This window comes from Sphingomonas aestuarii, assembly GCF_054457155.1.
Genome location: NZ_JBTKVV010000002.1, coordinates 468799 through 490020 on the forward strand (window position 1 = coordinate 468799; position 21222 = coordinate 490020).

Below are 21222 nucleotides of genomic sequence, written 5' to 3' on the forward strand. Positions count from 1 at the left end.
CACCGTAAATCCCGCGACAATCATGCCGGCCAAGCCGATGGACGGCGTTCCGGGCGATAGGGCGGGATCGCATTTCGTCGTGGTTCGCCGCGCCGCCCGCTCGCAACATGATCCGGCAATGAGTCCTCACCCTTAGGGCGCATCCTCCATTCCGCCGACGGGGCCATCCGATCGCTTGCCTGCGACGCTGCCGATCCGGTCGCCCTTGCTCGAACGGAAATGGAGCACTTGCTGCGGGAACGGAATTTCGATGCCGTGTTCCTGGAACTTGACCCATAGCCGGTTGAGCACGTCCGATTTGACGTTGCCAACGCCGCCTTCGGGATCGTTGATCCACGCCAGAATTTCGTGTTCCAGCGCATAATCGCCGAACGAGGTCAGCCAGACATTGGGCTTCGGGCTGTCGAGCACGCGGGGGCTTTCATTTGCTGCCTCCAGCATGAGTTGCTGGGCCAGCTTGATGTCCGATTCATAGGCCACGCCGACCGGAATGCGGACGCGGACGTTGCGATCCGAATAGGACCAGTTCTCGACATCCTGGGTCATCAGATTCTCGTTGGGAATCAGATGCTCCTTGCCGTCGCGGGTGATGATGCTGACGGCGCGCACGCCGATCTTGTTCACCCAGCCGAACTGGTCGCCGACGACGATCACGTCGCCCGGCTTGACCGACCGGTCCATCAGCAGGACGATGCCCGCAAACAGATTGCCGACCGTCTTTTGCAAGCCAAAGCCCAGCGCCAGGCCGAACGCGCCCGAGAACACCGCAAAGGTGGTGAGGTCGAGGCCGAGCAGGTCGATCGCGAAGAAGAACAGCGCGACCAGGATCGCGATGCCGGCCAGTTTCTGGAACAGCAGCTTTTGCGTCGCATCGAACCCGCGCGCCTGTTCGATCGAATGCGCGACCAGCCGGTTGGCAAGTCGCGCAACGGCGAACAGCGCGATGATGGTGACGATCAGCGTGACGACGCTGAGCAGCGAGATGCGCCGTCGCCCCAGATTGAAGCCGACGCTTTCGAGCAGGCCGGTCACTTCGCCCAGCCCGCCGATCGCGCCCGACAGGATGGCGACGAACACGAACGCCGCGATCGTCCGCGCCGCCCAGCGCGGCATGGCCAGTCCGCGCATCACCTCCAGCAGCAGCATGGCCGTCGCCGCCCCCAGCGCGATGCCGAAACCGAGTGCCGCCAGCGTCTCCCACGGCCACAGATAGAACAGGATCGCCAGCAGGAGCGCCGCGACGCCGTGCCGAACGATCGAGCCCATCCGGCCGGTAAGCCCTTCGGCATGGCCGACCTTTTCGGTCCAGAAATCGTTCAGTCGCGGCCCGAGCCGCCGACCGGCATACCATCCGGCGGCCAGCGCCAGCAGCGCAAAGCCCAGCGCGACCGCCGCCTCGATCAGCTCTGCCGTCGGCGGCACGACGATGCCGCGCGCAACCAGCCAGGCGTTGAACTGCTCTATCGGCATGCGGCACGAAACCGTTCGAGGCCCAGCGCCAGGTCGGCGATCAGGTCTTCGCTGTCCTCGATCCCGATCTGCAGGCGCACGACCGGCCCTGCGGCCTGCCAGTCGGTGACGCTGCGGTGGCGCTGGGGATCGACCGGCACCACCAGGCTTTCGTACCCGCCCCAGCTATAGCCGATGCCGAACAGGTCGAGCCCGTCGATCAGGGCGGTGCGCGCCGCATCGTTTCCGCCGTCGAGAACGAACGAAAACAGCCCCGACGCGCCGGAGAAATCGCGCTCGAACACGTCGTGCCCCGGACAGGTGTCGAACGCCGGGTGCAGCACCCGCGCGACGCCCGGCTGCTGCGCCAGCCACCCGGCGATGGCGAGCGCGCTTCGCCCCTGTTCCTTCAACCGCAGCGCCATCGTCCGCAGCCCGCGCGATCCCAGATACGCGTCGTCCGCCGACACGCACTGGCCCAGCTGGAAACTGGTCTGGCGCAGCGGGTCGAACCTGCCGGGCGCGGCGGTCACCGACCCAAGCATCGCGTCCGAATGACCGACGACATATTTGGTGCAGGCCAGGATGGAATAGTCGATGCCCCGCCCGATCGCCGGAAACAGCAGCGGCGTTGCCCAGGTGTTGTCGAGCAGGGTAACCAGCCCGCGTGCCTTTGCGACCTCGACGATGGCGGGCACGTCCTGCACCTCGAAGGTCAGGCTGCCGGGACTTTCCATATAAATGGCACGGGTGCGCTCGCCGATCAGGTCGGCGATGCCCGCGCCCACCATCGGATCGTAGTAGCGAGTCGTGATCCCCATCCGCGCGAGCAGCCCGTCGCACAGCCCGCGCGTCGGGTCATAGACGCTGTCGACCATCAGCAGTTCGTCGCCCGGCGACAGCACGGTGAGCAGCGCGGCGGCGATGGCGGCCACGCCCGATGGATAGAGAAACGTCGCCTCCGCCCCCGGTTCCAGTTCGGTCAGCGCATCGGCCAGGCTCCACTGCGTGGGCGTGCCACGCCGTCCGTAGAATAATTTGTGATGCGTATCGGCGCTGCCGCGCGTGCGCATCTCGGCGACCGACTCATACAGGATGGTGGACGCGCGCCACACCGGCGGGTTGACGATCCCGCCGGTCCATTCCTTGCGCCGCCCCGCCGCGACGACGCGCGTCGCCTTGCCCAGTTCGTGGTCGTCGCCCTTGTCCTTCACGCGGTCCCCTTCGCCTTGGGCAGGTCGCTGCCGCCCCAATCGGCCCAGCTGCCGTCATAGAGCGCCGCCTCGCTCCCAAGCAAATGCAATGCGAAGACGATGACCGCAGCGGTCACCCCCGAACCGCAGGTGGCGACCATCGGGCGATCGACATCGACCCCGGCTTCGGCAAACAGCGCGCGCAATGCCTCGCGCGACCGCCAGCGTCCCTCCGCGTCGAACAGCCGCGAATAGGGCAGGTTGATACTGCCCGGAATATGCCCCGGCTCGACGCCGGCGCGCGGCTCGGGCTCGTCGCCCGCATAGCGCGTCGGCGAACGCGCATCGATCACCTGTTCCTCGCCACTCGCCAGATTGGCCTGCATCGCCGCGCGGTCGCGCACCAGCCCGCGATCCGAATGCGCCATGAAGATGCCGGGCGATGCGGGCGTCTCGCCGCGATCGAGCAGCCTCCCTTCCGCGCGCCATGCCGCCAGCCCGCCATCGAGGATCGCGACCCGCGGCACCCCCATCAGCCTGAGCATCCACCAACCCCGCGCCGATGGATGCAGCGGACTGTCGTCATAGAGCACCACCCGGCTGTCGTTCGACACCCCCAGCGCCCGCATCGCTTCGTTGAACTGGTGGTCCGACGGCAGCATCATCGGCAGCGCATCGTGCGCGTCGACCAGCGCTGCGAGATCGAGGAACCGCGCGCCGGGAACATGTCGCTCGGCAAATTCGGCGCGCGGATCGCGGCCATGTTCGGGCAGAAACCAGCTGGCGTCGAGCACGACCAGATCGCTCTCGTCCAGCCGCTCGGCCAGCCACTGCGTCGAAACCAGATCGTCCATGCGTCCCTCCCTTGTGCGGGTGATCCTGACCGCCGGGGTGCGAGTCAGGCAAGCGATTTCAGGAACCTGCCCGCCTGTTCGCGCAGCGAATCCTGCGTGTCACCGTCCATCCGGTCCCAATTCCGATAGGGCATCGCCAACCGACGATTGTCGCCCAGCTTGCCGCGATTGCGCGCCAGAAAATCCCAATAAAGCGCGTTGAAGGGGCAGGCATCGTTGCCCACCCGCTGCTTCACGTCATACCGGCACGACCGGCAATAATCCGACATCCGGTCGATATAGGCGCCCGACGATGCATAGGGTTTCGATCCCAGCAGGCCGCCGTCGCCGAACTGGCTCATCCCCAGCGTATTGGGCAACTCCACCCATTCATAGGCGTCGGCATAGACCTCCAGATACCATAGATGCACCGGATGCGGGTCGGCACCGATCAGCAGCGCGAAATTGCCGGTAATCATCAGCCGCTGGATATGATGGGCATAGGCCCGCTCCAGCGTCTGGCCGATGGCTTGGCTAAGGCAGTGCATGTCGGTCTCGCCGGTCCAGTAAAACCCGGGCAAGGCGCGCTTGGCATTCAGGAAGTTCCGCCGCGCATAATCCGGCCCCTCGCGCCAATAGATGCCGCGCACATATTCGCGCCAGCCGATGATCTGGCGGATGAATCCTTCGGCCGAATTGAGCGGTGCCCGCCCGGCGCGATACTCAACCTCGACCTTGCGGCACAGGTCCAGCGGATCGAGCAATCCGGCGTTGAGATAGGGCGACAGGACCGCGTGCCACAGATAGGGCTCGCCGGTCAGCATCGCATCCTGATAGGTGCCGAACCCGGCCAGCGCGTGCTTCAGAAACTGCCGCTGCGCCCGCATCGCCTCGTCATGCGTCACCGCGAACTCGAACCGGTCGAGACTGCCGGGATGATCGGCGAAACGCTCCGCGACCATGTCGATCACCTCGCGCGTGATGTCGTCCGGCCGGAACGCGATCGGGCGCGGCATCAGCAGGTCGTTCTGCGCGGGCTTGCGGTTCTCGGAGTCGTAATTCCACTGCCCGCCTTCGGGCTTGTCCCCGTCCATCATCAGCCCGGTCTTGCGGCGCATCTCGCGATAGAAAAACTCCATCCGCAACTGCTTGCGGTCGTCGGCCCAGGCGTCGAACTCGGCGTGCGAACAGATGAAGCGGTCATCCTCGACGATTTCCACCGCGCAATCAAACTTGTCCGCCCAGCCGTCGATCGCGGTGCGCACTCGCCATTCGCCGGGTTCGGTCACGCGGATCGTGGCGGGCGCATGGCGCTCGACCGCGCGGGCGACTTCGCCGGTGAAACTCCCGGCATTGTCGGCGTCGTCCAGCCGCACATAATCGACCGTCCAGCCCAGCGTCCGCAACCGTTCGGCATGATGGCGCATGGCGGACAGGATGAACGCGATCTTGGCCTTGTGATGGCGGACATAGGTGGTTTCCTCATCCACCTCCATCATCAGCACGACGCTGGTTGCCGGGTCCGCATCCTTCAGCGCCGCGATGTCGGGAGACAACTGGTCGCCCAGCACCGGAATCAGCGTCTCGACAGAGTGTTTCAATTCCGCCCCAACCTTCCTAAATCGCAGGCATGACCCCAAAGCATCTTGGCCAGACCAGCGCGCTTCCCGCCACGCCGGAAGAAGCCACGCTCGATTATGTTCCCAATCCGCGCGCAGGACAGCTTTACTGCGTGCGCTTTTCCGCCCCGGAATTCACCTCGCTCTGCCCGGTGACCGGCCAGCCCGATTTCGCGCATCTGGTCATCGACTATGCCCCCGGCGACACGATCGTCGAATCCAAATCGCTCAAGTTGTTCCTCGGCGCGTTCCGCAACCATGCCGCCTTCCACGAGGATTGCACCGTCGGGATCGGCCAGCGCCTGTTCGACGAGATGAAACCGACATGGCTTCGCATCGGCGGCTATTGGTATCCGCGCGGGGGCATTCCGATCGACGTGTTCTGGCAATCGGGTGCGCCGCCGGAAGGGTTGTGGCTGCCCGACCAGGGCGTCCAGAACTATCGCGGGCGGGGGTGAGAGCGCGCAATTTGGCGCAAGCCGAAAAGCACTCGTCGCGAATTGTCTTGCTGCATTGCAACATTAGTGCAACCATCTGTCCTTCAAGCGGTTACTGAGTCGCCGCCCGTCTTATGCGGGCGCATTCTCGCTCTTGCGAAGGGACTGCGATGACGCATTTTGCGGCCGGATCCTCGTCGATCGATCATATTGCCTTGCTCGGCAATTACCTGCCCCGCAAATGCGGCCTCGCGACCTATACCACCGACACCTATCTGGCGATGAAGGCGCGGTTCCCCGACCTGCGCGTCGATGTCTATGCGATGGACGATCATCCGGGTCGCTACGCCTATCCGCCTGAAGTAACCCGCGCGATCCCCCAGGCCGATCGCGCCGCCTATTCCGACGCCGCGCGTTCGATCCAGGAATCGGGGGCGAAGGCGCTTTGGGTCCAGCATGAATATGGCATCTATGGCGGATCGGCGGGCGATTATCTGCTCGGTCTGCTCGACCGGATTACCTTGCCCGTGGTCGTCACGCTGCACACCGTGCTCGAACATCCCAGTGTCGAGGAACGCCGGGTGATGGACGCGCTGTTGCGTCGCGCGTCGAGGGTCATCGTCATGGCAGAGGCAGGCCGTGACATCTTGAAGCGGGTCCACGGTGCCGACGACCGCCAGATCGCGATGATTCCGCATGGCGTGCCCGACCGCGCTCTGATCGATCCCGATGCGAAGAAAGCGGCATTCGGTTGGCAAGGCCGCCGCGTCGTGCTGACCTTCGGCCTGCTCGCCCCGAACAAGGGGATTGAGACGATGATCGACGCGCTGCCCGCGATCGTCGCGCCGCATCCCGACACGCTTTATGCCGTACTGGGTGCGACGCACCCCAATCTGGTCGCGCATGAAGGCGAGGCGTATCGCGACGGCCTGATCTGCCGTGCCGCCACATTGGGGGTAAGCGATCATATCGAGTTCATCGACAAATTCGCCGAAACCGACGAATTGCTCGATTATCTCGACGCTGCCGACATTTACGTGACCCCGTACAGCAATCCGGCGCAGATCACCTCGGGGACGCTGTCCTACGCCGTCGCATCCGGCAAGCCGGTGGTATCGACTCCCTATATCCACGCGACCGAAATCCTGAACGACGATCATGGGCGCCTGGTCGACTTCGGCGACAGCCAGGGGTTTGCGCGCGAGATTTCGGCGCTGCTGGCGGACGATGCGGCCCGCGGCGCGCTGGCGGCGCGCGCTTATGCCCGCGGCCGCTCGATGATCTGGTCAAAATTGGCCGAAAACGGCATGGTGGAGCTTGCCACGGCCGTCGCCGCCAAACCGCGCCGACTGACCCCGGTGATCGCCGCGCGAAAGGCGCCGACGATCCTCGATCCCGATTTTCAGGCGGTCGAGCGGATGAGCGACGCGACCGGGATGCTTCAGCACGGCATCTATTCGGTGCCCGATCGCCGCCACGGCTATTGCATCGACGACAATGCCCGCGCGCTGATCCTCGCGAGCCGGATTCCCGGCCTCGACATGGCCGCGCGCGACAAGTGGACGACCGTTTATGCGTCCTTCGTCCAGCACGCCTGGAACCCCGACACCCGCGCCTTCCGCAACTTCATGGCGTTCGACCGCAGCTGGTGCGAGGACAAGGGTTCGGAGGACTCGAACGGTCGCACTTTGTGGGCGCTCGGCGTCACCGCCAACGAAGCGCCCGAGCGCAAGCATCGCGACTGGGCGACGGCCCTGTTCGATCAGACCGCCCCCATCGCGCTCGATTTCGGCAGCCCGCGTGCACAGGGTTTTGCCATGCTGGGCGCAGCATCGATCGATGCTGCGCGTCCGGGCCACGGGCTCGCCCGAAACCTGATGGCGCGGTTCGGCGATCAGTTGCTCACCCTGCTCGACGCCGCCCGCCGTCCCGAATGGAAATGGTTCGAAATCGTCCTCGCCTATGACAATGCCCGATTGCCCGAAGCGCTGATCCGCGCCGGCGTGGCGCTAGGCCGCGACGATCTGGTCGCGTGCGGCATTGAGACGCTCGACTGGATCGTCGCGCGCCAGACCTCGCCAGAGGGGCATTTCCGCGCGATCGGCACCGAAAGTTTCGGGCGCGAATATGCCGACCCCCTGCCGTTCGACCAGCAGCCGCTGGAGGCGCAGGCAACGATTGACGCCTGCGCCGCAGCGTTCGACGCGACGCGCGATCCACGCTGGGTGGACGAGGTGATGCGCGCTTATCGCTGGTATCTGGGCGCGAACGAACTCGATGTGCCGCTGGCGAGCGGTGCCGATGGCGGCTGTTACGACGGGCTGATGCCGACCGGCGTCAACCGCAACCAGGGCGCCGAATCGATCCTGGCCCTCCAATTGGCGTCCTGCGCGATTTCGGCCCTTTCAAAACGCAGCGGAACCGTGGCACAGGCTGACCGACGCGCGAGCGCCTGAACGGTTGCGCGCAACCTTGTTGATTGCGCGTAACAGCCAGGGGTCGCCGATGATCGAACTCTTCCACCACAGCCTGCGGCTGCACGCCGACCCGTCCCGCGTCGTGGTCCGCCCGTTCCACATCGGCTGGCAATCGAATGGCGCTGGCGAAAGCCGCACCCAGCGGCTGGTGCGCGAAGTGCTCGAAATGTCGCCCGGTCAGGCGACCAAGCAGTTGAAGGCGGTCTTGCGCGATTTCGAGGCGCGCCACTGGCAGACGCGCCGCGTGTTCATGACCCGCTTTGACGAAATCGCCGAACTGGTCGCCATCGATCCCGATATTTCGGACGAGAAACGCCAGTTGATCGGCGCCTATTTCTGCCACGAATACAGCTATGCCGCCGCCGCGCTGATGAACCCAAGCGCGGTGCCGCATCACGACCAGACGGGCATGCCCAAGGGCTCGCTTCGGATCATCATGTCGCTGCGCGCCGTCGGCGAAGGGCATATTTCTTCCGTAGCGTTCCGCGAGGGCATCATCACTGACAAGGGCCAGTTGCGGCTGGCGCCCGACGCGCCGTTCGCGACGACTTGCGATTTTCACGGGGACGAACGCACCGCGCCCGAAGGCGAAGTGACGATCCAGCGCCACCGCGATTCGACGCTGTCCGGCACAGTGATCTTTCCGATCACCAAGCAGCAGTCGAACGGGCTGGAGGACTTGCGCCTCGTCCGGTTCGATCATGGCGACGGCGATTACGAATGGCTGGGCAGCTACACCGCCTATAACGGCTTCGGTATCCAGTCCGAACTGCTGCGGACCCGCGATTTCCGCGACTTCGATCTGGTGCCGATGACCGGCAGCGCCGCGCGGAACAAGGGCATGGCGCTGTTCCCGCGCAAGATCGGCGGCCACTATATGACGATCGGGCGGCAGGACGGCGAAAACCTGTTTCTCATCAAATCCGACAGCCTGACGCACTGGGACGAGGGGCAGAAGCTGCTCGAACCCTGCTATCCGTGGGAACTGGTGCAGATCGGCAATTGCGGGCCACCCATCGAACTCGACGAAGGATGGTTGCTGCTCACTCATGGCGTCGGCGCGATGCGCAAATATTCGATCGGCGCGGTGCTGCTCGACAAGGACGACCCGTCAAAGGTGATCGGCCGCACCAAACAACCGATCCTGGAGGCCGCACGGCAGGACCGCGAAGGCTATGTCCCCAACGTCGTCTATTCGTGCGGCGCGATCCGGCATGGCGACATGCTGTTCATCCCCTACGGCGTCGCCGATTCGTCGGTAGCGTTCGCGTTCGTGAAGGTGGGATCGCTGCTCGCCGCGATGTAATTTCGCACATCCCCGACCCCGTTGGTTTCGAGCGAAGTCGAGAAACGCTCTCGCTCGGTTGGGTCACGTTTCTCGACTTCGCTCGAAACAAACGGCGGCGGATGCGTAAGCAAGGTTGGCGACTGGCAGTAAGCCGTGCCCAGTCTGAGCACGGGCGGGATCGGTATCCCATCTACCCCCTGAACAACCCGCCAAGCACGCCGCGCAGCAATTTGCCGCCAAGGCCGCCGCTTCTGCCGCCACCGAACACCGCCTTGCTGATTTCGGTGGCGACGTGACGGCTGACGGTGGTCGTCGCGGTGCGGGTGGCGCTTTTCTTGGCGCGCTCCCAGGGGGAGTTGGCGGCTTCGCGCTCCGCTGCGCGTTGCTGGCGTTCGGCTTCGCGGGCGGCGGCGACGCGCTGGCGTTCGGCTTCCTTGGCGATGCGCGCGTCCTCCTTCGCCTTGATCGCGGCGGCCTTGTCGGCTTCGGCCCGGGCTTTCTCGGCAGTCGCGGCGGCTTGCGCCTCGGCGCGTTTGGCACTCAGGATTTCCTCGGCCGATTCGCGGTCGATGGGCTCGTCATATTTGCTGCCCACGGCGTCGGTCATCGTCAGCACTCCGCGTTCCTGGCGCGTCAGCGTGCCGACGCGCGAGGCAGGCGGGCGGATCAGCGTGCGTTCGACGGGGGAGGGCGATCCGTCCGGCTGAAGCAGCGACACCAGCGCCTCGCCGACCTTCAGCTCGGTGATCGCGGTCGCGACATCGACATTGGGATTGGCGCGGAAGGTTTCGGCCGCGGATTTGACCGCTTTCTGATCGCGCGGGGTGAAGGCCCGCAGGGCGTGCTGCACACGGTTGCCGAGCTGCCCCGCGACCGTCTCGGGAATGTCGATCGGGTTCTGCGTCACGAAATACACGCCGACGCCCTTCGAGCGGATCAGGCGCACGACCTGCTCGATCTTGTCGATCAGCGCAGGCGGCGCTTCGTCGAACAAAAGATGCGCCTCGTCGAAGAAGAAGACGAGCTTGGGCTTGTCGGGGTCGCCGACCTCGGGAAGCGTTTCGAAGAGTTCGCTCAGCAGCCACAGCAGAAAGGTCGCGTAGAGCCGCGGGGAGGCCATCAGCTTGTCGGCCGCCAGAATGTTGACCACGCCGCGGCCATTTTCGTCGGCCTTTATGAAGTCGACGAGTTCCAGCGCGGGTTCGCCGAAGAAATGGTCGCCGCCTTGGGCACGCAACTGGAGCAATTGTCGCTGGATCGCGCCGACGCTCGCCTTGGTCACATTGCCGTATTGCACGCCGATCTGGTCGGCATTTTCGGCGCAGTGGACCAGCATCGCCTGCAAATCGTCGAGGTCGAGCAGCAACAGCCCCTGATCGTCGGCGATGGTGAAGGCGATGGTCAGCACGCCCTCCTGCGTGTCGTTCAGGCTCATCAGCCGCGCCAGCAGCAGCGGCCCCATTTCGGAAACCGTGGCGCGCACCGGATGGCCCTGTTCGCCGAACAGGTCCCAGAACTGCACCGGGCAGGCGGCATAGGCCCAGTCGGTCATGCCGATCTCGGCTGCCCGCGCCGCAAAAGGCTCATGCGTTTTGGCGGTCGGCGATCCCGCCATGCCCAGCCCGGCGAGATCGCCCTTCACATCGGCGACGAACACCGGAACGCCCGCATTCGACAGCCCCTCGGCAAGTCCCTGGAGCGTCACCGTCTTGCCGGTGCCGGTCGCACCCGCGATCAGCCCGTGGCGATTGGCGCGTTTGAGGACCAGGTTCTGCGGCTGGCCGCCGCCCAGACCGATATAGACGCCTGCATCGCTCATGCCCGTTCTCCCCGCCTGCCGAGAATCGGGAGCCTAGAACGAAAAACGGCGCGCGTCAGTATCCCGACGCGCGCCGCTGTTTCGAGGTTGGATCGTCTTAGCGAGCGGCCAGTTCCACCGAGACGAACCGGCTGACCGCGCGCGTCTGTACATAGAGCAACACGCTGTCGCGATTGGCCGCACGCGCCTGTGTCACCACCCGCGCCAGGTCGGCAGGCGTTGCCACCGGCGTGCGATTGGCCGAAGTGATGACCAGACCACGGGTCAGGCCCTTTTGCGCGGCATCGCTCGACGGATCGACCGCGAGGATGACGACGCCGCGGGTATCCTGCGCAACGCCGATGCTGCGCGCGATCTGCGGCGTGAGCGCCTGAACGCTCAGGCCCAGAGCGGCGGTTGCGCTGGCTGCGTCGTCGGACGGACGACCCGGCATCGGCTGTTCGGCATTGGGGTCGAACTCCGTCGCTGCCAGTTCCTCTGCGGATGGGCGCGTGCCGACGCGGACGCGGACCGTCTGGCGGCGACCGTCGCGGATCAGTTCGACCGGGATGGTCGTGCCGGGCCGGACATTGGCGACCAGATAGCTGAGCGACTGGTCCGGCGTCACATCCTGGTTGTTGACGCGGACCACCACGTCGCCTTGGCGAATGCCCGCCGCTGCGGCAGGCTGGCCGGGCTGGACGCTGGAGATGACTTCGCCCCGGTCACGCGGCAGGTTCGACGGCAGGTTCAACCCCTGCGCCAGGTCCGGAGTCAGCGGCTGGATGCCGACGCCCAGATAGCCGCGCTGGACGGTTTCGCCGCTCCGCAGCGTTTCGATGATCGAACGCGCTTCGTCGGCGGGGATGGCGAAGCCGATGCCGACATTGCCGCCGGTCGGCGAATAGATTTGCGAATTGATGCCGATGACGTTGCCGTTCAGATCGAACAGCGGCCCGCCCGAATTGCCCATGTTAATGGAGGCATCGGTCTGGATGAAGCGGTCGAACGGACCGCCCTGACCGGTCACGCGCTGCACCGAGGAAATGATCCCGGCGGTGACCGTGCCACCCAGTCCGAACGGATTGCCGATGGCGACGACCCAGTCGCCGGCACGCGCATTACCCGAACTGCCCAGACGAACGAACGGCAGACCGTTGCCCTCCACCTTCAGGACGGCCAGGTCGGATTCGACATCGCGTCCGACCAGCCGTGCGGTCATCTCACGACCATCGGTCATCGTCACCTTGATCGATTCCACCACCGCATTGCGCGTGCCAGCCGACACGACGTGGTTGTTGGTGACGATGTAACCGTCGTTGGAAATCAGAAAGCCCGAGCCCAGCGAATTGCCGCGACGCTGAACGGGTTGCCCGCTGCCACCACGATTTCCGAAAAAGCCTTCGAACGGCGTGCCGGCAAACGGGTTGTTCTGCTGAACAGTTACGCGCTGTTCGGTCGAGATATTCACAACGGCGGGCTGCAAGCGCGCGACCAGATCGGCAAAGCTTCCGGGCGCACCTGCGCGCGGTGCGCTGGCGGTGGTCATCCCGTCATTCTGTGCGGTCTGCGCGCCGACCGGGGTCTGGAGCGCCATCGTCGCGGCGGCGCCGCCGACGAGCAGGGCAGAGGTGATCGCATAAGCGTATCGCACTTAGGTCTTCCTTCCTAACTGTGTCACGACCCCGATGGATGGGCCGGGCGGTTTCCCGCCATTCATCCCTTTTCGATGCTGAACGCCGTTTGAATATGAACGGTCCGTCAGCGTTTCTCTACCGCCCCCCGGCCCGGAATTGCTGGAGATAGGCGTTGTCGGGTGCCAGCACGAATGCCGTCTCCCCGTCAGTCCCGTCGCCGCGCTGGTTGAAGGTATAGCGATAGGACTGCATCGCCCGCCAGAAATTGTAGAACTCGGCGTCCTTGCCGAAGCTGGTGGCATAGATCTGCGCGGCTTGGGCATCGGCCTCGGCGCGGATGATCTGCGCCTGGCGTTCGCCCTGCGCGCGGATCGTCAGCGCTTCCTGGCTACGCGCGGTGCGCATCCGCTCCAGCGCCGAATCGAGCGGGCTGCCGGTGGGGAGCCCCGCCTGCTTGATCCGCACATCGACGATCTCGACGCCGTACTGGCCCGCGACATTCTGCAAACCGGTCTGGATGTTTTCCATGACCTGGCCGCGCTCGGGGCTGAGCAGCGCCGCGAACGGCCGCTTGCCAAGCTCGTTGCGAAGCGCCGAGCCCAGGATCGGGCGCAGCGCGTCGATAACGCCCTGTTCGCTGCGCGCGGTGGTCACCATGCGCAGCGGATCGACGACGCGGAAGCGCGCGAACGCATCGACTTCCAGGCGAAGCTGGTCGATCGACAGCACCTGCTGATTCTCAAGCTCGATATCCAGCACCCGCTTGTCGACCCACACGATCCGCTCGATCAGCGGAATGCGCGCGATCAGGCCCGCCCCGGTATTCCCGAACGCCTCGCCCTCGCGGTAACGGTTCACCGTGCCGACCGGCTGTTCGAACCGCAGGATCACGCCCTGTCGCGTTTCCGGGACGATCGACATCGACATCGACAGGATGATCGCGACGAATACCGCGATGATCGCGAGCACCATCGGGTTCTTGATTGACCAGCTCATTGCGGTGCTCCCGTCGCGGCTTGCGGCTGCGGCGCGGGCTGCGCCTGTCCGCGCACCGCCGGCAGCGGCAGATACGGCGTTACGCCGGGCGTCTCGACAATCGTCTTGTTCGACTTGGCCAGAATTTCTTCCATCGTCTCGTAATAGATTCGCTGGCGGGTAACGGCGGGGGCCAGGCGATATTGTTCGTAGATCTGGTCGAACGACGCCGCGTCACCCTGCGAGCGGGCAATGATCTGCTGCGCATAGGCGCGTGCCTGGTTCAGGTTGGCCTGTGCCGCCTGCTGCGCGGCGGTGACCGCCTTGAACGCTTCGTCCACTGCGGCGGGCGGGTTGGCGGTACGGATGGCGACGCCCTGAACCTGGATGCCCGAATTATATTCGTCGAGCATCTGCTGTGCCAGTTGCTGGACGCGCACTTCGGTCGCCGAACGGCCCGCGCCGATGATCTCGTCCAACGTCACACTGGCAACGGCAGCACGCATCGAACTTTCGGCGACGGCGCGCACGGTCGATTCGGGATTGGCGATCTGAAACAGATAGCTTTCCGGGTTCGAGATGTTCCAGCGCAGCGAATATGCGAGATCGACGATGTTCTGGTCGCCGGTCAGCACCAGATTCTCGCCGCCGCCCTGGGGAAAGTCCTCGTTGCGGATGCCGGTCACGTCGATCACGCGGACGGTGTTGAACGGTGCCGGCATCGTCAGGTGGATGCCGGGCGTCAGGGTGCGCGAATATTTGCCCAGGAACGATACGACGCCGCGTTCCTGCGGGCCGACGCGGTGGAACATGGTGAACGCCAGGAACAGCGCGAACACCAGCAGCGCGCCGAAAATCCAGACCTTCTTGCCGCCTGGCGCTTCGAACCCGCCGCCGCCGAAGCCGCCACCCCCGCCGCCATTGCCACGGGTGCGCTTCAGGAAATCCTCTAGCGACGTGGCGTTGCCGCCACGGCTGCGCTTGCCCTCCGGCGGGAATTGCCACGGGTTGCGCGGGCCGCCTTCGCCGCCCGAGCCGCCATTGTTGTTGCCGCCACTGCCCCACGGGCCTTTGGCATTATCGTTCCTCAGCACGCTGGCGCGCGCGAACCACCCCGAAAAAATCGACATGCCATCCTTTATAGGGGGCTGCGCGCCGATTTACAGTGGCAACACGCGGTTTGTTGGCAAGGCTGGCGCATCAAGCTTTTACGGTCGTACTCCTGCGAAAGCAGGAGGCTTGGCCATAAGCGGTGCGTGATAAGCCAACGCTCCTGCTTTCGCAGGAGTACGGAGCGTCATTCGCAACGCCGCTGGTGCGGATTGCATCATCGGCGTTCTCAAACCCGCATCCAGCGCCTATGTCGCCGCGCATGACCGATACCGCTGGCCTGAACGCATTGCTTGCCCCCATCGCCGCCGGACGCGCTGCCGCGCGCGTGAAGGACGGTTTGGCGAGCATCATGCTCGACGTGACGGGCTTGCCCGAGAGTGCGCGCGATGCGCTGGAGGCCGATGTCCGCGCCTCGGCGGAATCCGCGCCCGGCATCGCGACGGTGCGGATCGTCCAGACATCGAACCGCACGCGCCGCCGCCTGATCGCGGTGGCGAGCGGGAAGGGCGGGGTGGGGAAATCCACCGTCTCCGCCAACCTCGCCATCGCGCTGGCACAGGCGGGGCGCCGGGTCGGGCTGGTCGATGCCGATATCTATGGCCCGTCGCAGCCGACCTTGTTCGGGGTCGCGGACACCAAGGCGCAGGCGCGCGACAAGCAATTGCTCCCGGTCGCCACGCCATACGGCGTGCCGATCCTGTCGATGGGGCAGCTTGTGGCGCCCGAAAAGGCGCTGGCGTGGCGCGGGCCGATGGCGTCGGGCGCGCTGGGGCAACTGGTCGATGCCGATTGGGGCGATGCCGATACGCTGGTGCTCGACCTGCCGCCCGGCACCGGCGACGTCCAGTTGACGATGGTGCAGAAACACAAGCCGACGGGCGCGGTGATCGTCTCCACTCCGCAGGATCTGGCGCTGATCGATGCGCGCCGCGCGATCGACCTGTTCAACAGCGCGGGCGTTCCGATCATCGGGCTTGTCGAGAACATGGCGGGCTATGCCTGCCCGCATTGCGGCGAAGTGTCGGATCCATTCGGGCAGGGCGGCGCGGAGGCCGCCGCGGCGCAGCTGAACGTGCCGTTCCTCGGGCGCATTCCGCTGTCGATCGATATCCGTACCGCGTCCGACGCGGGCACGCCGCCCGCATTCGGGAACGGCGCGGACGCGGCGGCGTTCATCGATATGGCCGGACGCGTCAGCGACTGGCTGAACCACCAGCCGGAGTAATGCCATGCCGATCACCAGCGATGCCGAGATCAAGGAACTCCTCGAATCGGCAAAGGTGATCGCGATGGTCGGCGCCTCCGATCGCCCCGAGCGGGCATCGAACGGCGTGATGGAATATCTGCAGGGTCGTGGATATCGCGTGATCCCGGTCAATCCGCAGATCACCGGCGAACATATCCACGGCGAATTCGTGTTCCGTGAATTGAGCCAGATCGGCGAGCCGATCGACATCGTCGATATCTTTCGTAATTCCGAAGCCGCCGCCGACGCCGTCGATCATGCGATCGACGTCGGCGCAAAGGCGGTGTGGATGCAATTGGGCGTCGTCAACGAAGCCGCGGCGGCGCGGGCCGAGGCGGCTGGGCTCAAGGTCGTGATGGACCGCTGCCCCAAGATCGAGATTCCGCGGCTGGGGATCGCGTCGGTCGCCTGACCTTACGCCGTTCCGATGCGGGCAATGCTAATCTGCCATCGCATTGTTCACACCCCGCCGCGCGCTTGGCGCAGCCGCGTGGTGAAGGAACCGAGCGGGTCGACAATATGCCGATCCCAGTTGTCGCCGCGACTGTTGAGGTACAGGCTGGTTTCCCAGTTCATCCCGAAATAGCGGCAGGTGCGACGAAACGGTTCTTCGAAACCCGGCGGCAATTCGGGGTCGGTGCCGACCGCGATCAGCCATCCGCGCCGTCCGGCAAGCGCGCGCCCTTTCTCTCGAAAACCGGCGTCGCGCAGCAGATCGGTCAGTCGGTCGAAAAACACCTTCATCGGCCAGCCCATCGCGTACCAATAAACCGGTGTCGCAAACACAATGTCGTCGGTCGCGAGCATGGCATCGACCAGCGGCACAAAATCATCGTCCAGCCGGGCAGGCGCATAGACATAAGGCGCGATCCGCGTCTGGCAGAGCATCGCCGTGACAGCCCCCGGAAAGGCCGGGACGAATGCCGCGACCGCGCGCGCGGTGTCGCCGTCGCGGCGTGCCGATCCGTTCAGGACCAGCGGCGGCCTCAATCGCGAAGCAATTCGTTGATGCTCGTCTTCGACCGCGTCTGTTCGTCGACTCGCTTGACGATCACGGCGCAATAGAGCGCAGGCTTTCCATCACTACCACCGATGCTGCCGGGCACGACCACCGCATAGGGCGGGACTTCGCCACGGAACACTTCGCCGGTCGCGCGGTCGATGATCTTGGTCGATGCGCCGAGGTAGACACCCATCGACAGCACCGCGCCTTCGCCGACGCGGACGCCCTCGGCGACCTCGGCGCGCGCGCCGATGAACGCTCCGTCGCCGATGATGACGGGGTCGGCCTGCAGAGGTTCCAGCACGCCGCCGATGCCGGCACCGCCCGACAGGTGAACATTCTTGCCGATCTGAGCGCAGCTACCCACCGTGGCCCAGGTATCGACCATCGTGCCTTCGCCGACATAGGCGCCGATATTGACGAAGCTGGGCATCAGCACCGCGCCCTTGCCGATAAACGCGCCGCGGCGGACGATGCTGCCGGGGACGGCACGAAAGCCCGCGGTGCGGAACGCCGCTTCGTCCCAGCCGGCGAATTTCGACGGCACCTTGTCGAACGCGGGCGTGCCTGCGCTGCCGCCGTCGATCAGCACATTGTCGTTCAGTCGGAACGACAGCAGCACGGCTTTCTTCAGCCACTGATTGACCGTCCAGCCGCCATTGCCGTCAGGCTCGGCCACCCGCACTTTGCCGCTGTCGAGCTGTTCGAGCGCGGTGTTGACCGCATCGCGCACCGCGCCGGTCGTCGCGAAGCTGATGGCGGCGCGATCTTCCCACGCGGCGTCGATGACGGAAATCAGGTCGCTGGACATGTGCCCTCCAAAAGTTGTTCGAGCCAGTGCCCGATATCGTGTGTCGTGAAATCGATGAAGTCGCGTGCCGCGTCGGACGCCTGTTCGGAGCCATTGTCGACCCACACCGTCGTCATTCCGATCGCTTTGGCGGGCGCCAGATTGCGCGCCATATCCTCGACGAACAGGCTTGTCCGAGGATCGAGGTTGTGGGTGTCGCAGAGGCTGGCATAGGCGGCGGCCATCGGCTTGCACTGGTAACCGACCGCGTGAATGTCGTGGATCGCTTCGAAACTGTCCTGCAATCCCAGCCGCTCGAGCACTTTCAGCGCATAGGGCGCATCGCCATTGGTGAACACCAGTTTGCGCCCCGGCAGCCGCGCGATCGCATCGGCGAGCGCGACATCGGCTTGCAGCGCCGACATGTCGACGTCGTGGACGTAATCGAGGAAGGCATGCGGATCGACACCATGTTCGGCCATCAGCCCGGCGAGCGTCGTGCCATGTTCGAAAAAATATGCTTTCTGGATGCGCTGCGCCTCATCCGTTTCGCATCCGATCAGATCGGCGACAAAGCTGCCCATTCGCGCGTCGATATGGTTAAACAGCCCCGCCGACGCCGGGTACAGCGTGTTGTCGAGATCGAAAATCCAGTTGCGGATATGCGAAAGCTGGGCAAGCATTGCGCCAAGCCTTTAGGCACGGCGCTTGCGCGGGGCAAGCGAAGCGCGCGCGAGCGGGAAGGGTGAGCCCCCGCGCGCTCCGCCAACCGACAAGGCGGTTGAGGGTTCGGCCCATGTATTGCGTATCCTATTTCCTCTCCGACGAGCGGCGCGGTTCTGCTCGACTGAGGGCCAGTCATTTGCGCGGTGGTGCGGCGCTGGCGGTTCTGTTGCTCGCATCCGCCTGTGGCGGCGGCGGTGGCGGCGGGGTCAATCCGGTGCCTGCGCCCCCGGTCGCACCGACCCCGACCCCGACCCCGACCCCGACCCCAACTCCCGTGCCCACACCGGCACCCACGCCGACCCCGACCCCCACGGTCAATTACGACACCGCCGAATATCGTGCGACCGTCGGCGCGGTGTCGGCGAATGCGCTTGCCGCCTATAACCGCGCGGCGACGGGGGCGGGGATCACCGTTGGCGTCATCGACACCGGCATCGACCTGCAAAGCGAGGAATTCGGCAACCGCATCCACCCGGCGTCCCGGGACACCGCGGGCAACGGCACCGTCGATGACGAAGGCGGGCATGGCACTGCGGTCGCCTTCACGCTTGCCGGGCGCCGCAACGATGCGGGAACGCACGGGATCGCGTTCGACGCGACCGTGCTTGCGCTCAGGACCGACCGGCCGGGAAGCTGCGCGACCGAAGACCCGGACAATGACGAAAGCGGATGCCGCCATCCCGAAAGCGCGATCGCATCGGCGCTCGACGTCGCGCGGGTGAACGGAGCGCGGGTGGTCAATATTTCGCTGGGCGGCGGCGGCGGCGTCGGCTCGACCCTGCTCCAGTCGATCAATCGCGCAACGGCGGCGGGCGTGATCATCGTCATTTCCGCCGGCAATGACGGCGAAGCCAATCCCGACAGTTTCGCCGCGACGCCTGCGCTCAATGCCTCGGTGGCGCGCGGACTGATCATCATTGCCGGGTCGGTGGGGACGGGCGACGTGATTTCGACGTTCAGCAACCGTGCGGGCAATGCGGCGCAGGTCTACCTGGCGGCGGTGGGCGAACGGGTGCGCGCCCCCAATCAGGCGAACACGCCGTTTCTGTGGTCGGGCACCAGCTTTTCCGCGCCGCAGATCGCCGGGGCTGCGGCCTTGTTGGCGCAGGCCTTTCCCAACCTGACCGGGCAACAGATCGTCGATCTGCTGATGACCACCGCACGCGATGTGGGCGATCCCGGCACCGATGCGATCTATGGCCGCGGCGTCCTCGACCTGACCCGCGCCTTCCAGCCGGTCGGCGCGACCAGCATGGCGGCGTCGCGCGAAAGCGTGTCGCTGGACAACAACGCGGTCCTGTCCGCGCCGATGGGCGATGCGACGAGCAGCGGCGGTGTGGGTGCGGTGATCCTCGACGGATATGACCGCGCCTTTGCGATCGATTTGGCACGCACGATCCGGCGCGACCGTCCGGCCAGGACGCTGACGGGCGTGTTGCGTACCGATCGCCGCCATCTGGGCGCGGCATTTCCCGGCGGGTCGATCGCGGTGACGATCGCGCCGACGCGCGAGCGCAGCCTGATCGAGCGGTTGGAAATGCCGATGGCCGATGCGCAGGTGTCGCGCGCCATTGCGGCATCCGCCACCGGCAGGCTGGGCGAGGATGCGACGTTCGGCTTTGCGGTCGCGGAAGGGAGCGGCGGTCTGGTCGCGCGGCTGTCCGGTCGCGACGATCCCGCGTTTCTGGTCGCGGGCGATGCAACGCGCAGCACCGGCTTCGACATATCGTCGGACGCCTCGGTCGCGGTTCGCCAGCAATTCGGGCGGTTGGGGCTCAGCGTCGGCATCGAAACTGGCGATGTGCTCACCCGGCGGCAAAGCGACTTTGCCCAGCTTCGCACCCGGTTCGACCGACATGGCTATGACCGGCTGACGATCGGGCTGGACCGCCGCTTCGGCCCCGTCGCCGCCACGCTGAACATCGCCCGACTGGCGGAGTCCGATACATTGCTGGGCGCGCATTTCTCCGGCGCGTTCGGGTCGGCGCGGGCGATCAGCCATTTCGTCGATCTGGCGGCGCGGTGGTCGCTTTCCGATGGCTGGTCGCTCGGCGGGTCGATGCGCCAGGGCTGGACGCGCGCCGAACTGCGCGGCGTCGAGGGACGCGGGTTGCTGCGCACCAACGGTTATGCGTTCGACATCGGCAAACAGGGCGTGCTGCACGGGTTTGATAGCTGGGGATTGCGCATCGCCCAGCCGCTGCGCGTCGCGCGCGGCGGACTGGATCTTCGCCTGCCGACCAACTGGGATTATGCCAGCGGCAGCGTCGATGTCTGGACGACCCAGCGGCTGAACCTGACCCCGACGGGCCGCGAAATCGATGTCGAGATGCGCTATTCGACGCCGCTGTGGGTCGGCAATTTCGGGACCAACCTGTTCCTGCGTCGCCACCCCGGCAATTTCGCACAACTGAGCAACGATGTCGGGGCGGTGGCGCGGTATTCGATGGCGTTCTGACGGGGGGGTGGGGTACCAAGGCGCCACACGGGCGTTCTGACGGGTGGAGGGTGCCCAAACCCCAAGCGTCATCCCTGCGAAAGCAGGGATATCTGGCGAGGTACGATCGCCATGTTGCTTGAGATCCCTGCTTTCGCAGGGATGACGGTTTTGGGGTTTTGAGCGCCTAGCGCGTCGCGC

Annotated in this window: 17 protein-coding genes; 6 read left to right on the plus strand and 11 right to left on the minus strand. The window is 65.5% G+C overall.

Annotated elements, in window-relative coordinates; genetic code table 11:
• Window positions 1–132: 132 nt before the first annotated feature.
• From ACX0GZ_RS05490 to ACX0GZ_RS05505, 4 genes are read right to left on the minus strand one after another with little or no spacing between them, the layout of a single operon-like run.
• Window positions 133–1470: a mechanosensitive ion channel family protein gene (locus ACX0GZ_RS05490; RefSeq protein WP_458814172.1), complete on the minus strand. Its 1338-nt coding sequence runs from the start codon at window positions 1468–1470 to the stop codon at window positions 133–135.
• A complete protein-coding gene (gene metC / locus ACX0GZ_RS05495) occupies window positions 1461–2663 on the minus strand; it encodes a cystathionine beta-lyase (RefSeq protein ID WP_458814174.1) in 1203 nt (400 codons plus the stop codon). Before metC ends, ACX0GZ_RS05490 begins: the two co-directional genes overlap by 10 nt.
• Window positions 2660–3496: a 3-mercaptopyruvate sulfurtransferase gene (gene sseA / locus ACX0GZ_RS05500; protein ID WP_458814176.1), complete on the minus strand. Its 837-nt coding sequence runs from the start codon at window positions 3494–3496 to the stop codon at window positions 2660–2662. The genes metC and sseA overlap by 4 nt, the downstream gene beginning before the upstream one ends.
• A gap of 44 nt (window positions 3497–3540) precedes the next feature.
• The gene (locus ACX0GZ_RS05505; RefSeq protein WP_458814178.1) at window positions 3541–5076 is read right to left on the minus strand and encodes a cryptochrome/photolyase family protein; all 1536 of its coding nucleotides are present in this window, start codon (window positions 5074–5076) and stop codon (window positions 3541–3543) included.
• Window positions 5077–5105: 29 nt separating this feature from the next.
• Between ACX0GZ_RS05505 and queF the strand changes: the two genes are divergently transcribed.
• The 3 genes from queF to ACX0GZ_RS05520 all read left to right on the plus strand — a co-directional run bounded on the left by queF (window position 5106) and on the right by ACX0GZ_RS05520 (window position 9314).
• Window positions 5106–5552, plus strand: a complete 447-nt coding sequence (gene queF / locus ACX0GZ_RS05510; RefSeq protein WP_458814180.1) for a preQ(1) synthase — start codon at window positions 5106–5108, stop codon at window positions 5550–5552.
• A 149-nt stretch (window positions 5553–5701) separates the two neighbouring features.
• Window positions 5702–7987: a glycosyltransferase family 4 protein gene (locus ACX0GZ_RS05515; RefSeq protein ID WP_458814182.1), complete on the plus strand. Its 2286-nt coding sequence runs from the start codon at window positions 5702–5704 to the stop codon at window positions 7985–7987.
• Window positions 7988–8036: 49 nt separating this feature from the next.
• Window positions 8037–9314, plus strand: coding sequence for a glycoside hydrolase family 130 protein (locus ACX0GZ_RS05520; protein WP_458814184.1), 1278 nt, complete (start codon window positions 8037–8039; stop codon window positions 9312–9314).
• 172 nt (window positions 9315–9486) lie between these two features.
• On the opposite strand, the gene ACX0GZ_RS05525 is transcribed toward ACX0GZ_RS05520, so the two are convergent.
• From ACX0GZ_RS05525 to hflK, 4 genes are all read right to left on the minus strand, one after another.
• Complete coding sequence (locus tag ACX0GZ_RS05525) at window positions 9487–11115, minus strand: helicase HerA-like domain-containing protein (protein WP_458814186.1); 1629 nt, start codon at window positions 11113–11115, stop codon at window positions 9487–9489.
• Between the two features lie 97 nt (window positions 11116–11212).
• A complete protein-coding gene (locus ACX0GZ_RS05530; RefSeq protein WP_458814188.1) occupies window positions 11213–12748 on the minus strand; it encodes a Do family serine endopeptidase in 1536 nt (511 codons plus the stop codon).
• Between the two features lie 118 nt (window positions 12749–12866).
• Window positions 12867–13727, minus strand: a complete 861-nt coding sequence (hflC, locus tag ACX0GZ_RS05535) for a protease modulator HflC (RefSeq protein WP_458814190.1) — start codon at window positions 13725–13727, stop codon at window positions 12867–12869.
• A complete protein-coding gene (gene hflK / locus ACX0GZ_RS05540) occupies window positions 13724–14836 on the minus strand; it encodes a protease modulator HflK (RefSeq protein WP_458814192.1) in 1113 nt (370 codons plus the stop codon). Before hflK ends, hflC begins: the two co-directional genes overlap by 4 nt.
• Window positions 14837–15078: 242 nt before the next feature.
• On the opposite strand from hflK, the gene ACX0GZ_RS05545 reads away from it, so the two are divergent.
• Both ACX0GZ_RS05545 and ACX0GZ_RS05550 read left to right on the plus strand, forming a co-directional pair.
• On the plus strand, window positions 15079–16044 hold the full coding sequence (locus tag ACX0GZ_RS05545) for an Mrp/NBP35 family ATP-binding protein (RefSeq protein ID WP_458814194.1): 966 nt from the start codon (window positions 15079–15081) through the stop codon (window positions 16042–16044).
• 4 nt (window positions 16045–16048) lie between these two features.
• Entirely contained in the window at window positions 16049–16477 is a 429-nt protein-coding gene (locus ACX0GZ_RS05550) for a CoA-binding protein (protein ID WP_458814196.1), read from the plus strand.
• Window positions 16478–16524: 47 nt separating this feature from the next.
• Here ACX0GZ_RS05550 and ACX0GZ_RS05555 read toward each other — a convergent pair whose 3' ends face one another.
• The 3 genes from ACX0GZ_RS05555 to ACX0GZ_RS05565 are packed head-to-tail and all read right to left on the minus strand — an operon-like array spanning window position 16525 to window position 18541.
• A complete protein-coding gene (locus ACX0GZ_RS05555) occupies window positions 16525–17055 on the minus strand; it encodes a flavodoxin family protein (RefSeq protein ID WP_458814198.1) in 531 nt (176 codons plus the stop codon).
• The gene (gene dapD / locus ACX0GZ_RS05560) at window positions 17052–17879 is read right to left on the minus strand and encodes a 2,3,4,5-tetrahydropyridine-2,6-dicarboxylate N-succinyltransferase (protein WP_458814200.1); all 828 of its coding nucleotides are present in this window, start codon (window positions 17877–17879) and stop codon (window positions 17052–17054) included. The genes ACX0GZ_RS05555 and dapD overlap by 4 nt, the downstream gene beginning before the upstream one ends.
• Window positions 17864–18541 (minus strand): pyrimidine 5'-nucleotidase, encoded by a 678-nt coding sequence (locus ACX0GZ_RS05565; protein ID WP_458814202.1) that lies wholly within the window; start codon window positions 18539–18541, stop codon window positions 17864–17866. Before ACX0GZ_RS05565 ends, dapD begins: the two co-directional genes overlap by 16 nt.
• A 113-nt stretch (window positions 18542–18654) precedes the next feature.
• Here ACX0GZ_RS05565 and ACX0GZ_RS05570 point away from each other — a divergent pair, with 113 nt between their 5' ends.
• Window positions 18655–21042 carry a S8 family peptidase gene (locus ACX0GZ_RS05570; RefSeq protein WP_458814204.1) on the plus strand — a complete coding sequence of 796 codons (2388 nt, stop codon included), beginning with the start codon at window positions 18655–18657 and terminating at the stop codon, window positions 21040–21042.
• Window positions 21043–21222: the final 180 nt, after the last annotated feature.